This window comes from Paenibacillus sophorae (assembly GCF_018966525.1).
GTDB lineage: Bacteria > Bacillota > Bacilli > Paenibacillales > Paenibacillaceae > Paenibacillus_AQ > Paenibacillus_AQ sophorae.
Map to the genome: position 1 here is coordinate 2,548,797 of NZ_CP076607.1, position 15,581 is coordinate 2,564,377.

General features: G+C 53.1%; 10 protein-coding genes. 4 read left to right on the plus strand and 6 right to left on the minus strand.

The genetic code is table 11. The annotated features are described in order from the left end of the window. The first annotated feature begins 64 nt into the window (after positions 1-64). Positions 65-1,282, plus strand: a complete 1,218-nt coding sequence (locus KP014_RS11985) for an aminotransferase-like domain-containing protein (RefSeq protein WP_090834095.1) — start codon at positions 65-67, stop codon at positions 1,280-1,282. 86 nt (positions 1,283-1,368) lie between these two features. Here the strand turns inward: KP014_RS11985 and KP014_RS11990 are convergent, their stop codons facing one another. Continuing rightward, positions 1,369-2,220, minus strand: a complete 852-nt coding sequence (locus KP014_RS11990; RefSeq protein ID WP_090834096.1) for a DUF2161 family putative PD-(D/E)XK-type phosphodiesterase — start codon at positions 2,218-2,220, stop codon at positions 1,369-1,371. A gap of 244 nt (positions 2,221-2,464) precedes the next feature. Here KP014_RS11990 and KP014_RS11995 point away from each other — a divergent pair, with 244 nt between their 5' ends. Further along, positions 2,465-4,360 carry a PrkA family serine protein kinase gene (locus KP014_RS11995; protein WP_036590097.1) on the plus strand — a complete coding sequence of 632 codons (1,896 nt, stop codon included), beginning with the start codon at positions 2,465-2,467 and terminating at the stop codon, positions 4,358-4,360. A 358-nt stretch (positions 4,361-4,718) separates the two neighbouring features. Then, entirely contained in the window at positions 4,719-6,920 is a 2,202-nt protein-coding gene (locus tag KP014_RS12000) for an LTA synthase family protein (RefSeq protein ID WP_175491838.1), read from the plus strand. 202 nt (positions 6,921-7,122) lie between these two features. Here the strand turns inward: KP014_RS12000 and KP014_RS12005 are convergent, their stop codons facing one another. Next, a complete protein-coding gene (locus KP014_RS12005; RefSeq protein ID WP_036590098.1) occupies positions 7,123-8,514 on the minus strand; it encodes a SpoVR family protein in 1,392 nt (463 codons plus the stop codon). Between the two features lie 260 nt (positions 8,515-8,774). Further along, positions 8,775-8,984, minus strand: a complete 210-nt coding sequence (locus KP014_RS12010; protein WP_036590099.1) for a hypothetical protein — start codon at positions 8,982-8,984, stop codon at positions 8,775-8,777. A 425-nt stretch (positions 8,985-9,409) separates the two neighbouring features. Here KP014_RS12010 and KP014_RS12015 point away from each other — a divergent pair, with 425 nt between their 5' ends. Then, on the plus strand, positions 9,410-10,993 hold the full coding sequence (locus tag KP014_RS12015; RefSeq protein ID WP_051499502.1) for a PAS domain-containing hybrid sensor histidine kinase/response regulator: 1,584 nt from the start codon (positions 9,410-9,412) through the stop codon (positions 10,991-10,993). 61 nt (positions 10,994-11,054) lie between these two features. On the opposite strand, the gene KP014_RS12020 is transcribed toward KP014_RS12015, so the two are convergent. The 3 genes from KP014_RS12020 to KP014_RS12030 form a co-directional block, all read right to left on the minus strand. Then, positions 11,055-11,921, minus strand: a complete 867-nt coding sequence (locus KP014_RS12020) for a DegV family protein (RefSeq protein WP_036590101.1) — start codon at positions 11,919-11,921, stop codon at positions 11,055-11,057. Between the two features lie 212 nt (positions 11,922-12,133). Continuing rightward, positions 12,134-12,997, minus strand: a complete 864-nt coding sequence (locus KP014_RS12025) for an AraC family transcriptional regulator (RefSeq protein WP_036590103.1) — start codon at positions 12,995-12,997, stop codon at positions 12,134-12,136. Between the two features lie 242 nt (positions 12,998-13,239). Then, positions 13,240-15,558, minus strand: coding sequence for a glycoside hydrolase family 65 protein (locus KP014_RS12030; RefSeq protein WP_036590104.1), 2,319 nt, complete (start codon positions 15,556-15,558; stop codon positions 13,240-13,242). Positions 15,559-15,581 lie beyond the last annotated feature (23 nt).

The window sequence follows — 15,581 nt, forward strand, 5'->3', positions numbered from 1 at the left end:
CGGGACGGCATAATGCGGCGTCTTCCGGAATATTCATTCTTGTAAGTATGAAGGGGGGTGCCGCATGAAATACGATTTTTCCGCTCGTACGCATACGCTGATGACTTCGCCGCTGCTGAGCATCCGGACACAGACGCGCAGAGGCTCCATCATTTCACTGGCTGAAGAGCTGCCTGCGGAGGAATTGTTTCCGCTGTCCCTGCTGGCCGAAGCGGCTTCAACCGTGATATCGGCCGACGCGCAGGCGCTCCAATACGGAGATCCTGAAGGATATGGGCCGCTGCGGGAGTGGCTGGAAGACGACTGGCTGAGAGGTAAAGGAGTACATATTCCCCCGGGCGGCGTCCTGCTGACGACAGGCAGCCAGCAGGCGGTAGACCTGCTGTCCCGGGTATACATTGATCCGGGCGACCGCGTGCTTGTGGAAAATCCTACATCCCCCGGCTTTCTGCAGGTACTGCGGATGCAGGGAGCGGTCATTATTCCGGCCCCGGGCGACCATGATGGACTGCTGCCGGAGCATTTACGGGAGCTCATCGTGGCCCATCGGCCCAAGGCGCTGTTCGCCGCACCGAGCTTCACGAATCCGAGCGGCATCCTCTGGAGCCTGGAAAGACGCAGAGAAGTGCTGGAGCTGTGCATTTCGCATAATGTGCTTATTGTAGAAGACGATTCCTACGGAGATCTTCATTTTCAGCGTCAGAATCGGATCGCGTCCAAATATCCTTCTCTATATGCGCTCGAGAACGCAGGTGAGGAAGGGCATGTGCTCTATATCGGTTCCTTCAGCAAGACGGTTGCGCCTGCCCTTCGGACGGGCTGGGCGGCAGGCAGCCGCGAACTGATAAGTGTGATGGCGGCTGCCAAGGGAATGGCGGATTGGCAGTCAAGCTCGCTGAATCAGCGTCTGCTGTACCATCTGCTGCATGTGTCCGCTTTCGATTTACGAGAGCACATTGCGCTGTTGAACCGCGAATACGATACGAGGCTGAAGCTGATGGTGGAGCTGCTCAAGCGTCCCGCCTGGAAGGACTGTACCTATAATCTGCCCTCTGGCGGCATGTTCCTGTGGGTATCGCTGCCGGACGGACTGGATGCTTTAGTCCTGCTGAAGAATGCGCTGCGCAAGGGGGTGGCTTACCTGCCGGGGCCGCTCTGTACGGCGGACGGAAGCGGCAGCCGCTATATCCGTCTAAATTTCAGCCACCCTGGCCGCGATGAGCTGCTGCTCGGAATGAATCTGATGAGCGAAGCCATTTCGGAATTTACAGCCCGCAGTTAATGCGGGGACCACGCGGCCACAGGCTACACGGCGCGTTAACTGAAGAACCCATTCTCCATTTCGTCATTGGAGAATGGGTTCTTTCATTACATGTTGGACTTCTCTGCAGCCGTTCTGCGGTCTGCCACCGACTGCGAGACCGATACGGCGGCGTATTCCAGCAGCGCTGCGCTTCCCGCCGCAGTTAGGGTATACCGGCCGCGGACGACGCGCATAAACCAGCCGTAATAGTTGTTCTGCAGGATCGCGGCTGCTGCCGGCACCCCGCTGCGCCGGCGGAGCTCCGCCGGCGTCACGCCCTTCGGAAGCGCGCCCGCAGCAGGCGCGCGGGCAGGCCCGGCGGCCCCGCCTTGGCCGCCGCCATCCGCCGCCGCGCCATCGGCGGCTGCCAGGGCGGCCTCGCGCTCCGCCGCCTCCAACGCGGCGGCTACGCGCAGCGCCTTCTCGCGGTAGGCGGTGACCAGCTTTACGCGCGCGCTGCCGCCCGTGTTGTAGTCCCCGCTGCGCTCGCGGAACTCATAGAGCAGCCGATCTCGCCGCCGCCCGCCGCTCCGGGCCGGGCCCGCTGGCGCCTCAGGCTCGGCCAATACCTCCACAAGCGGCGCCTTCGTCTTGTAGAAGACAACGGTGACGAGACCGAGCCCCAGGCGGCGGCACAAATGGCTCAGCTCGCTCCAGCGCTGGCTCGCGGACCCTTTTTTCTCCCGGCATCTCTCGACCGCCAAATACACCGCCGGACTAAGCTTCAGCCGTTCCATCCCTTGGAGCAGCAAGGAGAGGTTGAAGGTCTTCTTCATCTCCACAATCAGCGGCGGTTCTTCATCTCCCCGGACGCCGACCAGGTCACATGAACGCACCTCACCCTTGATCTCATAGCCTTGTTGTTCAAAAAAAATTTTTAAAGGAGCATACAGCTCTGTTTCGTGCCTTACCGCCATAGTTTGTCTCCTTTGTCACATTTACAGCTGATTCTCTATTATAGCACACCAAAAAAGAGGTCAGTATTTCGGGCTTCCCGCATAGGTATGTATTACACTTTTCGAATGCAAACTCCGCTGGGCGGCGGAAGCGTCGGAAGGGACGGCGGCAGGCAGGCGGATATTTAGGCGAGGGCAACCGGGCGAAGCCCGAACAGACATCACGCGAGGGTCACAAGAGCGCAAGGTGAGGAGGCAGCGAGCAATGGACATTTTTGAACGTATAGCATCGTACCGGGCAGAGAACGAACGTATGGCGTGGAGCGGAACCTTCAAGGAATATATAGACCTGCTAAAAAAAGATCCCACTCCCGCCAAAACGGCCCATTCCCGGGTGTATGACATGATTAAATCGCATGGTGTCGAGGAAATTAACGGCCGCAAGCGTTACAAATTTTTTGAGCAGGAGATTTTCGGACTGGACCGGGCCATCGAAAAGCTGGTGGAGGAGTACTTCCATTCAGCCGCGCGGCGGCTCGATGTGCGTAAACGGATTCTGCTGCTGATGGGTCCGGTAAGCGGCGGCAAATCTACGCTGGTTACACTGCTGAAGCGCGGGCTGGAACAGTATTCCCGTACGATACAAGGGGCGGTATACGCGATCGAAGGATGCCCGATGCATGAGGAGCCGCTGCATTTGATTCCGGGTGAGCTTCGTCCTGAGATCGAGAAGGAGCTGGGCGTGCGCATCGAGGGCAACCTATGCCCTTCCTGCCAGATGCGGCTGAAGAATGAATACGGCGGCGACATTGAGAAGGTGCGGGTTGTGCGGGTGCTGTTATCGGAAGAGGAGCGCGTCGGCATCGGAACCTTCAGTCCGTCCGACCCGAAATCGCAGGATATCGCCGATCTGACGGGCAGCATCGACTTCTCGACCATTACTGAATACGGATCGGAATCCGATCCCCGGGCTTACCGGTTCGACGGCGAGCTGAATAAGGCCAACCGCGGACTGATGGAGTTCCAGGAAATGCTCAAGTGCGACGAGAAGTTTCTGTGGAACCTGCTGTCGCTGACGCAGGAGGGCAATTTCAAGGCTGGCCGGTTCGCTCTGATCAGCGCCGACGAGCTCATTGTCGCCCACACGAACGAAACGGAGTATAAGGCGTTCATTTCCAACAAAAAAAATGAAGCGCTCCAGTCGCGGATGATCGTCATGCCGGTGCCTTATAACCTGAAGGTGTCGGAAGAGGAGAAGATTTACGCTAAGCTGATCGCCCAGAGCGACATGAAGCATGTGCATATCGCGCCCCACGCGCTGCGTGCAGCCGCGATTTTCTCCGTCTTGACAAGGCTCAAGGAGAGCAAGAAGCAGGGCATGGATCTGATCAAGAAGCTGCGGATGTACGATGGCGAAGAAGTCGAGGGCTACAAGGAAGCCGACCTGAAGGAGATGCAGAACGAATACTTAGACGAAGGCATGTCCGGCATCGATCCCCGGTACGTCATCAACCGCATTTCCAGCGCGCTGATCAAGGGCGATCTGGAGTGCATGAACGCGCTTGACGTGCTGCGGGCGATCAAGGACGGCCTGGATCAGCATCCTTCGATTACGAAGGAGGAGCGGGAGCGGTATTTGAACTTCATTTCCATTGCCCGGAAAGAATACGACACTTTGGCCAAGAACGAGGTGCAGAAGGCGTTCGTTTACTCTTTTGAGGAATCGGCCAAGACGCTGTTTGAGAATTATCTCGACAACATCGAGGCGTTCTGCAACTGGACCAAAATCCGCGACCCGTTGACCGATGAGGAAATGGAGCCGGATGAGCGGCTGATGCGTTCCATCGAGGAACAAATCGGCATTTCGGAGAATGCCAAGAAGGCTTTCCGGGAGGAGATTCTAATCCGGATTTCCGCCTATTCCCGCAAAGGCAAAAAGTTCGAGTACAGCAACCACGACCGTCTTCGGGAGGCGATTGAGAAGAAGCTGTTCGCGGATCTCAAAGATATCGTCAAAATCACAACCTCATCCAAAACCCCGGATGAGAGCCAGTTGAAGCGGATCAACGAGGTGTCCCGCCGTCTGATCGAGGAGCATGGCTACTGCCCGATTTGCGCCAATGAACTGCTCCGGTACGTGGGCAGCCTGCTGAACCGCTAAGCATTGTCTAGAACATATACGGCAAGCACGCGATAAATCATTAAAAAGGACCGCTGACGGCAGCGGTCCTTTTTCCATTTAGCACATAATTATTTCACTATATGAAAAATCATCAATAGTAAATCAATAGTGATCATCAGCCAAGGAGCAGCAACTGCGATCCATGCCGATTTGCTCTTTTTTCTCAGAAAAATTCAGACTCGGGGGCGCAATATCATATATAATAGATTTCAATGTACTATGTACTATTGACAGGGGCGAGAACATGAAAAAACGATTTTACATTTTACCCTCCTTTCTTTTTTTGTTCCTCTTTTCTTATGGGCGTATCCTCTTATACCGGCAGAAGGATATCCGCGTGGGATTTACCACACTCTATGCTCCAACCTTGAAGGATATCGGGATCGGCATTTTGATTTTGCTCGTTTTTTATACGCTTTCAAAGGTGAATCTTATCGCTTCGTTTGTTTTGGCGGTGGTACTGGGCGTTTTCCATTTGGCGAATGTCGAATATATTTACGCGCTGGACCATGTGGTCAACCTGAAAGATATCACCATGGCGTCGGACAAGGAATTTATTGCGGGCACGTTGTTTCATGTCAGTTTCCCGGTCTATTCCATCCTGCTGATGGCGTCTCTAATGGCGTCGATCTTTTTTCTCTGCAAGCTGCTGTTGTTCCCGCTAAAGACCAAACGGTACAACCTGCTCGCATTCGCCGGGCTGTTGATTCTCTATCTTGCCATTGCCATTCATTCGAGCGGGGATTGGAAGAACGGCAATTTTGTATCCGCTTCGATCCGCAATTCCGTTGCTCTGCTGACCTTTAATGAAGAAGCGCTGACGGACTATCCTGCGGATATCGAGCGGCAGATCAATACGTCGCAGCAGCTCAAAGACGGCGAATATTTGCTGAACAACCATACAGGGGGCAAAAATATTCTGATGGTCGTCATGGAAGGCATTCCGGGGGCTTATTCACCTGTCAATCAGGAGTTTCTGGACATCTCTAATGATATCAAGATGACCAGCTTGGACAAAATCAAAGACCACAGCCTCATTCTCCCTAACTACATCACCCACAATAATCAGACGATAAGAGGCATGTACTCGCTGGTCAGCGGCGATTATCCCAAATTGGACGCTTCCACACCCAAAGCCTATGAATATTTGCAAAAAGACCCCAGTTACCGGGAAGAGCTTCTTCCCAAACTGCTGAAGCACCGGGGCTATAATACGGCGTTTATCCAGGCGGCGGAGCTGGAGTATATGTCTAAGGGCGATTTCATGACGGCTGCGGGCTTCGATACGGTGATCGGAGGGGAGAGCTTCAAGAATCCGTACGTTCCTTTCGGATGGGGGCCGGATGACAAAGCTTTTTTCGAGCAATCGCAAAAATATATTGATGAACTGAACGGCAAGGGCAAGCCGTGGTTTGCTACGATGCTGACGGTCGGAACGCATCATCCCTACGCTGTGACGGATGATTACGCCAAGCAGTATCCGAGCCGCAAGGCGGCGGCGGTGGCTTATCTGAATGAGGCGCTGTCCGGGTTCATTGATTATATTGATCATTCCAGTTTCGCCAAAGACACGCTGGTGCTGTTCGTCTCCGACGAATCGCATGGGGTGAATGACCAGCCTTACGGCTCGAACTGGGGGATTTTCGCCGCGTATTCACCCGACATTGACGGTCAAGTCATCAACGACGGCATTTACGGGCAGAAGGATATTCTGCTCTCGCTGCTGGATTATGCAGACCCTAACCTGGATGCTTATACGACGGGCCGAAGCGTGTTCCGGAAATATACCGAAGATTCGCCGATCCTGTTTGCCTCCCACTATAATGGCGATATCTTTTATTCGACCGTAAAAGGAACTGTTTATCAGGTGGATAACAGCGGACAGCTTTACAGCCTGACCTCCCAGAATGGGGAGCTGTTCAGCAGCAAGTACGAGAGGACTTCCCTGTCGGACAGTGCGCTGAAAAAGAAAATACTGACCTATAAAAATTACATCGACAAGTCCTCGGCGGGGGATCAAACCATCGTGATTACGAAAAATAAAGACATTCCGCTTGCGGGCGGCGGGGAAACCGTCGTCACCGACGGACAGTTCATCACGCTGCCTGAGGAGTCGTATGTCGACATTCAAGTGGACTATGATGCTTCTTCGATGGCTGCCGCGGATTGGCTTGTTCTTAAATTCGAGGATTACAGCGGCCACAAAAGCGTACGAATGATCGACAAGCAGACCAGCAGCGGAAGAATGACGTTCAGGTTCTACAATGAGAAGGTAGGCTACGGCTACGCCTTCAACCTGAAGACTTCTTTTCATACCAATGATTACTCGGGCGCCGAAAAAGCGATCAAAATCAACAATATCAGCGTGGGATTCTCGAAAACCGTTCCGGAGGCCAGCCCATCACCGGCAGCAAGTCCCGGTTCATCGCCGGCCATCGCGCCAGGGGCAAGCTTCAAGGCGGCTCCCAGCCCGACACCGGCCGCAAGCTCAGGGCCGAAGCATGTGGAGGTCATTGATATGGATGCCGGCAACGAGTAAATAGAGTGAACGGCTTCCATAAGAAAAACTCCGATTGGAGCCACTCCAAGATGTTGCCGAATCCCTCATTCGGGGTTGTTTTTCTTGCAATATCAGGAAGCCTAGTCTTTGAAGACTTTACGTTCTGATAGTATAAAGTAAGGCCCGGGGACGCATCGTCCTCGGGCCTTTGGTCTTTTTTAACGGCGCATACGCATGATCTTTAAACGAACTTCCGCAGCACCTTTTTGCCGTCATAGGAGAAGCATGCCTTTTTGTCTTCGATGACGGTCTCCAGATGGACGGTCTTGCCCCACAGCGAATAAATATGAGGCAGTGTACGTTCCAGGTACTTCAGATCCAGCTCGATGCCCTCATAGCGGTGGACGATGTACAGCTCGCCGTTGCGCTCGAAGTTGCCGTCCTGGACAACCAGATAAGGCGAACCGCCGTTGATGCGGGCCTGCACCAACTGCTCCCTGACATTTTCCCAGGCCTTGTCGGTGATTTTCCATTCTGGGCCTTTCTTCTCGAAGACGTACAAGTCGAGATCCTCGACCAATTCTTTGGTCAGGTAGCTGCGGATGAAGGAAATGTCGGAATCTAGCTCGCGCACCTCGAAGATTTTATCCCGGTCCCAGCGCCGCTCAATATCCTCTATGATCTTCAGGCCCAGATAATACGGGTTCAAGCTCTGACGGGAGGGCTGCACAACCGCGGAATTGAGCTTGGCATACTCGACCGTCTCCTCCGGCGTCAGGTCCAGTTCCCGCATGATGCGCTGATGCCAGTAGGAAGCCCAGCCTTCGTTCATAATCTTCGTCTCCATCTGCGGCCAGAAGTAGAGCATCTCGTCATGCAGCATCGTCATAATGTCGCGCTGCCAGTCCTCAAGCGCAGCGGAGTAATGCTGAATGAACCAGACCACGTCCTTCTCCGGTTCTGGAGGGAAGGGTTTGTGTCCGGCTCCGGATTTCTCGGCGGAGGCTTCGGCGGCCTTGTCGAGCTGCCAAAGCTCCTCATAAGGGTTGGCATCGAGGATGTCCTGTGCCGATTCCCGGCGCTCCTTCAGCCGCCCCTCCACAAGACGGCTATTGCCCGGCTTGCTCTGCCGAATTAGGCTGGGATCGATATGCTCCTGGATGGCCAAAACGGCGTCGATGAAACTCTCGACCGAGTCCGTCCCGTATTTGACGGTGTACTCGGCGATCCGGTCGGCAGTGGCCGACATGCTCTCGACCATATTGCGGTTAGACTCCGAGAAGCGCATATTATTTTTGAAAAAATCACAGTGCGCCAGCACATGGGCGACAATCAGCTTGTTCTGGACCAGAGAGTTGCCGTCAAGCAGGAAGGCGTAGCACGGATTGGAATTGATGACCAATTCGTATATTTTGCTCAGCCCGAAATCATACTGGGATTTCATTTTGTGAAACGTCTTTCCGAAGCTCCAATGACCGAAACGGGTCGGCATTCCGTAAGCCCCGAACGTGTAGATAATATCGGCGGGGCAAATTTCGTAGCGCATGGGGTAGAAATCCAGGCCGAACCCGGAAGCGATTTCCGTAATCTCGGCTATAGCCTTCTCAAGCGCCTGTATCTCATCGCTGGGCATGTACCCATCTCCTTTCCACCTGTGAATCCTGTTAGCGGCAGAGCCGTTCACAAGATGTATATGCTGGAAGAAGGAGACTATGCCTATCAGAGCAGGCGAATACAAGATAACCTAACAATAAATGTATGATTATTGTTAGGTTTATTCATCGTCAGGATCTATTCCCCAGAAAATATAATGCGAAATTCATCGGATCTACTTTAAATTCTTTCATTCGCGCAAGCGCTACCCTTGCATGGGTGGTCCAGAGAACTTTGTACCTATTTATTCTCATTCCCGACCTCATCCAGCAATTTCGCAAACTCTTCCTCGCTGTCACTGTATGTGGAAATGCCATCCTTACGATCTTTCTGAGCTTGATGAAGCTGGGACAAAACGCCATCATCTTTAAATATCAATGAAGTCATTCTTTTCTTTTGTTCCTCTGTAAATGTAGGCCTTTGCTCCAATGGTTCTTTGGAAATGGACATTCGGATCACCTGCAAGTAATACATCGATTTTTTTAACTAAGGAAGTATTTCAGAAAAGGTCGTGGAGAGCTTATTTTTGTAAGCACCTTTGGAGATGCGAATCCCAGCCTTCGCTCAGGACCATCGTCCCCATCTGCGGCCAGAAATAGAGTATCGTCATGCAGCATGGAGAGATCCCTGCAAATATGAGCCAGCCTCATGATGAAAGTTAACAAAATATCCGGTAAATATTCTATAATATTTGATATAATATTCTTACCTCTACTCGGATTCTACACTATTAGACTATTCTCGCCTGTCGGATCGGCCGGCGGCGCTTACGGATTGGATTATGGGTGTAGTGACGCACAGGGTTCCCTGACAAAGTGCCCGCCCTAAATGCCCTTTGCGGAGGCGTTACGGTTAGTTAAGAGAGGATGTGGACTGTGCATAAGGATAAGGCTTCTGTTTTAAAACAGTTAATTGCCGAAGAAGGCATGTATAGAGAATTGTACGAGCAGAATCCGGACTGCATCTACGTTCTGGATCTTCGGGGCCGCTGCATCGGCGCCAACCGTTCCGCTGAACGGCTTACCGGCTATGCCTTCAGGGAGGTTACGGGCATTCAGAACAAAGCGCTTTTGTTCGGAAGCCGGACCGAAGCTGGGCGGCATTTTTCTCTTGCCTGTGCAGGCGACACGTCTTCGTGTCAATTAAAGTTTATTAAAAAATCCGGCGTCGTCGCCTCGGCGGAACTGACTTATATTCCAGTCAGAGCGGAGGGCGAAGTGGTTGGAATATTTGCCGTTATTCGCAATATTACGGACGTGAATGGTTCGGCAGTATATGACGCGGCCGAGGCGGGGTCCACTCATTCAGCGCGAGATTCCAGGCTTCGAGACTCACGAAGTCTTATTTTGAACTCGGTTACAGAAGGCATCTTCGGACTCGACAGAAACGGGAAGATTATCTTCATTAATAGAACCGCGATGCTTATGCTCGGGTACTCCAGCGAAGAGATTATCGGCATTCACAGCCTTTCGCATATTCACCATACCCGGCCGGACGGCTCCAGCTACTGCCCGAAGGAATGCCCCATTATGATGACGATCGAGGATGGGTCTCCCCGAAGCATGAATGAGGAGATTTTTTGGCGTAAGGACGGCACCAGCTTTTGGGTGAATTACAGAGTATCCCCGATCACGGAGCATGACCATATTGAAGGTGTGGTGGTTGCCTTCAGCGATATTACGAACGAGCGGGAAATCATTCGGGCGAAAGAATCAGCGGAACAGGCTTCCCGGGCAAAGTCGGAGTTTCTGGCCATGATCAGCCACGAAATCCGGACACCGATGAACGGCATGATCGGGATGGCCGATCTGCTGCTGGAAAGCGAGCTGGGGGAAGAGCAGCGGACATATGCGGAGATTCTGCGAAGCAGCAGCTACAGTCTGCTGAATATTTTGAACGATATTCTCGATTTCAGCAAGATTGAAGCTGGCAAGATGCCGCTGGAGCCCGAACCGTTCGACCTCAGAGAGATGCTTAGCGCCGTCATCGACCTGTTTACTCCGAAGGCGGAGGAGAAGGGGTTGGCGCTTCGCTGGTGGGCGGATACAAGTGTGCCAGAGACGATCAAGGCCGACCCGAGCCGTCTTCGGCAGATTGTCGTCAATCTGGTCGGCAATGCGCTGAAATTCACCGAAAAGGGAAGCGTGACGCTGTCCGTGAAAAATATTCTGCTGCCGGAATCGCCGACTTATCTGCTTGAATTCTCCGTTAGGGACACCGGCGTCGGCATTGCCGAAGACAAGCTCGGTCTGCTGTTCCAGTCATTCTCCCAAATACATCCTTCGATTAACCGTAAATACGGCGGCACGGGCTTAGGATTGGCAATCTGCAAACAGCTTGTGGAATTGATGGGCGGAACGATCTTTGTGGAGAGCGAGGAAGCGCGCGGTTCCATCTTCAGGTTTATGCTGCCCTTTGTGAAAGAAGAGGCGGAAGTAACAGGATTATTATATAAATGATTGAAGAAACCTCCGGTCCTTTTATTAAGGCTGCGGAGGTTTCTGGCATTAGTACAAAGCATTATTGCGTATCGCGGTCGCCGTTCGTGAGGTACATCAGTCCAATAGTATTCGGCCCGCAGTGGCTGCCAATAACGCAGCCCGCTTCGATCACGGCAATTTCCTCAGCTCCGGAAGCTTTCTTAAGGGCGTCAACCAGAAACTTGGCGTCTTTCTCAGCTTGCGTATGCGCGACAATCAGCAGTTCTTTGTCCATCCGCTCAATGTCCGACAGGGCGTGAGAAAGCATCTGCTCTACCGCTTTTTCCTTTTTACCGCGGACTTTGCTAACGGGGATAATGCTGCCGTCGACCATTCGAAGTACCGGACGAATCTTGAGCAGGCTGCCAATAAAGTTCTGCATGCCCGTACAACGGCCGCCCATATGTAAGTAGTCGAGCGTATCGATGACGAACTCAGTGCGGAGCCGTCCCCGGTCCTGCTCCAGCATGGAGACAATCTCGCCGGAGCTGCGGCCGCTAAGAGCCGCCTTGGCCGCCTTCACGGCCAGCAGGGCGATTCCGCCGCATAATGTGCCGGAATCTATTACCTTTACGCGTCCGGGCGGAAATTCCTCTGCGGCAAGACGCGCATTCTGATAGGTGGAGGACAGGGCTGAAGAAAGGCTAATGTAGACGATATCGCGGCCTTCCTCAATCACAGGAGCAAAGGCATTCATAAAGTCGGCAGGCGAAGGGGCCGCCGTCTTGGGCAGCGCGCCTGCTGCAGCCACCTTCCGGTACACCTCGTCAGGTGTGATATCTACGCCGTCCCTGTAAGTGGCGTCCTCAAATACGACATACAGCGGAACGACGCCGATATCACAGGATTTTTTCAAGCCTTGCGGCATATCGGACGTGCTGTCTGTAAAGATTTTTACGTTAGGCATGAAATTCTCCTTCACCGGGTGATCGGATAACCTTGAATCTGTATACATACCTTATTTCTATTCAATTATAGCAAGCTTAAGCCCAATCATAAACCTCAAAACCTCCGGCTATCTCTATCAGCGGTCTGAAATCGATGGCATAGTGAAAGAACCGGCGGAACACATAGTTTGCATGTGCCATGCCGGTTCTTCGTTCCTTTATGTTCAATTCATTAAGACTTAGTCATGACCGGAATCCATATCTCGCAGCGATAATCTTCCGAAGAAGGATCTCCCGGTGGGTACAGCTCGAACTCAGGTCCGCCCGAATGCTCGTAGCCGGTGCCGGGGAACCATTCCTGGAAGATCCGCGCCCATACGCTCTGAATTGCACTGGGCATGGGACCGACGGAGTTGAATACGGCCCAGGTTGCAGCCGGAATGACGGTGGAGGAGTAACCGTCCGGGGCAGGCACACCGCTCTCCACGGCAATCCAATAAGTGAGCGTCTCCTGCTCGTGATTCATTTCGGCGCATATTCCTAGCAGACCATTGACGCCGTCGCCTAGCTCGATCAGCTTGTCGGAAGTGCCGTTACTATTGCATTCTTGCCAGAATAGAGGAATCTTTCGCAAATTCTCTCCTTCGCGGCAGGAGGTTTCCATCTTTTTGCCGACTACGGTAAATGCCTCTCTGTGTACGATACGGTAATCCATTTCTTTGTCTCCCTTCAAGGATAGGTGGAAGGAGAGGCGTGGGAAAGCCTTCAGGACCGCCCCCGGCTCGCGCGCCGCTGAGGGCGTAATGCCGTGTGCCTTGCGGAACGCTTTGGCGAATGCTTCCGGCGAGTCGTAGCCGTATTTGAGCGCAACATCCAGCACCCTGGCCGGCGTCATCGCCAATTCCTGCGCAGCGAGCGTCAGCCGGCGTTTGCGGATATACTCGGCGACGGTCACTCCGGTCAGCAGATTGAACATCCGCTGAAAGTGGAATGTCGAAGAGCAGGCCGTTTTGGCGATCTCATCCATATTCATTGGTTCCGTCATATGGTGTTCCATATAATCCAAAGCGTCCTTCATGCGGTTCAGCCATTCCATCGCCTGTCATCTCCTCTGTATCTATCCTATCATGCGGCCACACAAGGGTCCTGTTCTTCCGTGCTTCCTGCGGACAGTATGTATCATTTCCATCCACAAGTATAACGCACAGGTGGAAGCTCAGAACAGAAAAAACCGTCCAAGGAGGAGCGTGAACTCCTCCCCGAGACGGCTTCTGTAATGTAGCTGAACTTGAAAGGGATTTCCGGCAGCGCGTATCGGAACGCCTGCAGCCTGATTGCTTATATGGCAGCGGGTACACCCTGCGAGGTTACAGTGCCAAGTCCGCTTACGGTGTATTCCTTATCATAGATCGTAATCGAAGCCGGGATCTCGGTCTCGTTGGCAACCGTAATTTCCTGGTCGGTAACAGTAACCTTGAGGCGGGAGCCGCGGAACATGATTTTAAAGGAATACGAGGTCCAGTGTCCCGGGTTGGACGGTTTCAGCACAAGCCGGCCGTCCAGGACCCGAAGTCCTCCAAAGCCATGCACAATAGACATCCAGGTGCCCGCCATGCTGGTGGTGTGGCAGCCGTCCTCGGTATCATTGTTATAGTTATCTAGATCGAGCCTGGAGGTCCGCAAGTACATTTCGTAGGCCTTCTCCTTGTATCCGAGTTCGCATGCGAGAATCGCATGGATGCAGGGGGAGAGGGAGGACTCATGCACGGTGATCGGCTCGTAGAAGTCGTAGTTCCGTTTTTTCGTCTCCAGGTCGTATCTGTCGTTCAAGAAATACAGCCCTTGCAATACGTCGGCCTGCTTGATATAGCAGGATCGCAGAATGCGGTCCCAGGACCATTTCTGATTCAGCGGCAGATGCTCGGGCGCAAGCTCCTTGACCGGAATGATCTGCTTGTCGAGGAATCCGTCCTGCTGCAGGAAGATGCCTTTTTCCTCGCTGAGCGGGTAGTACATTTTGGCGATAATATCCTGCCATTTATCCGTTTCACTTTCCAGAAGCCCCAGCTTCTCGACCAGCTCGGCATAGCGTGTTTCTTCATTTTCCCGCAAATAAGCGAGTGCTTCCAATGTATACTCCATGGTCCAGGCGGCGATCCGGTTCGTGTACCAGTTGTTGTTTACATTGTTCTCGTACTCATTCGGTCCGGTAACGCCGAGAATGACGTATTTGTCTTTATGCGGCACGTAGTGTACGCGCTCTTCCCAGAAACGGGAGATTTCCGTAAGCACCTCAAGGCCGTATTGTCCAAGATACGATTTGTCGCCGGTGTAATTCACGTAGTTGTAGATGGCATAAGCGATAGCGCCGTTACGGTGGATTTCCTCAAAAGTAATTTCCCATTCGTTATGGCATTCCTCGCCGTTCATCGTCACCATCGGATACAGTGCGCCTTTGGTGAAGCCGAGCTTACGGGCATTCTCCTTGGCCTTCTCCAGATGCTTGTAGCGGTAAATCAGCAGGTTGCGGGCAATGGAAGAATCCGCGGTGCTAAGATAGAAAGGAACGCAGTAGGCTTCCGTGTCCCAGTAGGTGCTGCCGCCGTATTTTTCACCGGTGAAGCCTTTGGGCCCAATGTTCAGCCGGTCGTCCTCGCCAGTATAGGTCTGGTTTAATTGAAAAATATTAAAGCGGATCGCCTGCTGGGCGGAAGGGTCGCCCTCAATGATGATATCACTTTCTTTCCATTTATCCTTCCAGGCATCCGCCTGCTCGGTCAGCAGGGCCACAAAACCGGCTTCTCTGGCCGATTGGAGAGCACTTTGCGCGGCTTCTACAAGCTGGCCCAGTCCGTAATTGCGGGAAGTTACGCTTGCGGCGTATTTATAGATGACGACCTGATCGCCTTCCTTGACAGGGACCTGAACGATATTTCCCACATATTTTTCGCGAAGTACCGTCTCGGCCTCAGCTCCCAGCTTCTCTCCGGCAACGACAATATCATACGCCATGGCGGTGGTCACATGAAAATCGAGCTTCTTCGTCTTCAGGGTCAGATAACCTCCGCCCAATTCGCTGTTCTTCTCGACCTCGTTCCAGAACTTCTCGTCATAGTTGGAGTCCTTGTTCTTGATGTCGCCGTCCAGATAAGGGGCCACCGTGATCGTTCCCGAGAAATTAAGCGGTGTAACGGAATAGCGGATCGCACCGATCTCCCGCCGGGTCATGCTGACAAAGCGGATGCTTTCGACCTTAATCTCTTTGCCGTTCTCAAGGGCTGCGGTGAAGCTGCGGGACAGCGTGCCTTCCTTCATGTTCAGCACCCGGCGGAATTCCGATACGGTGCAGGCCGCCAGATCCAGCGGAATTCCATCAATTTCAATATCGATGCCGATCCAGTTGGTGCTGTTTAATACTTTGGCAAAATATTCAGGGTAGCCGTTCTTCCACCAGCCGACCCGGGTCTTGTCGGGATAGTACACGCCGGCCACATAGCTGCCTTGAAGGCTGGGCCCGCTGTGCCGCTCCTCAAAATTCGCCCGCCCGCCCATATAGCCGTTGCCCAGACTAAATACGCTTTCGGAAATCTCTTGGGTCTGCGGATCGAAGGATTCCTCAATGATTGACCATTCATCGATTTTCAAGTATTGTTTCATACTTATCGGCTCCTTTTATTAAG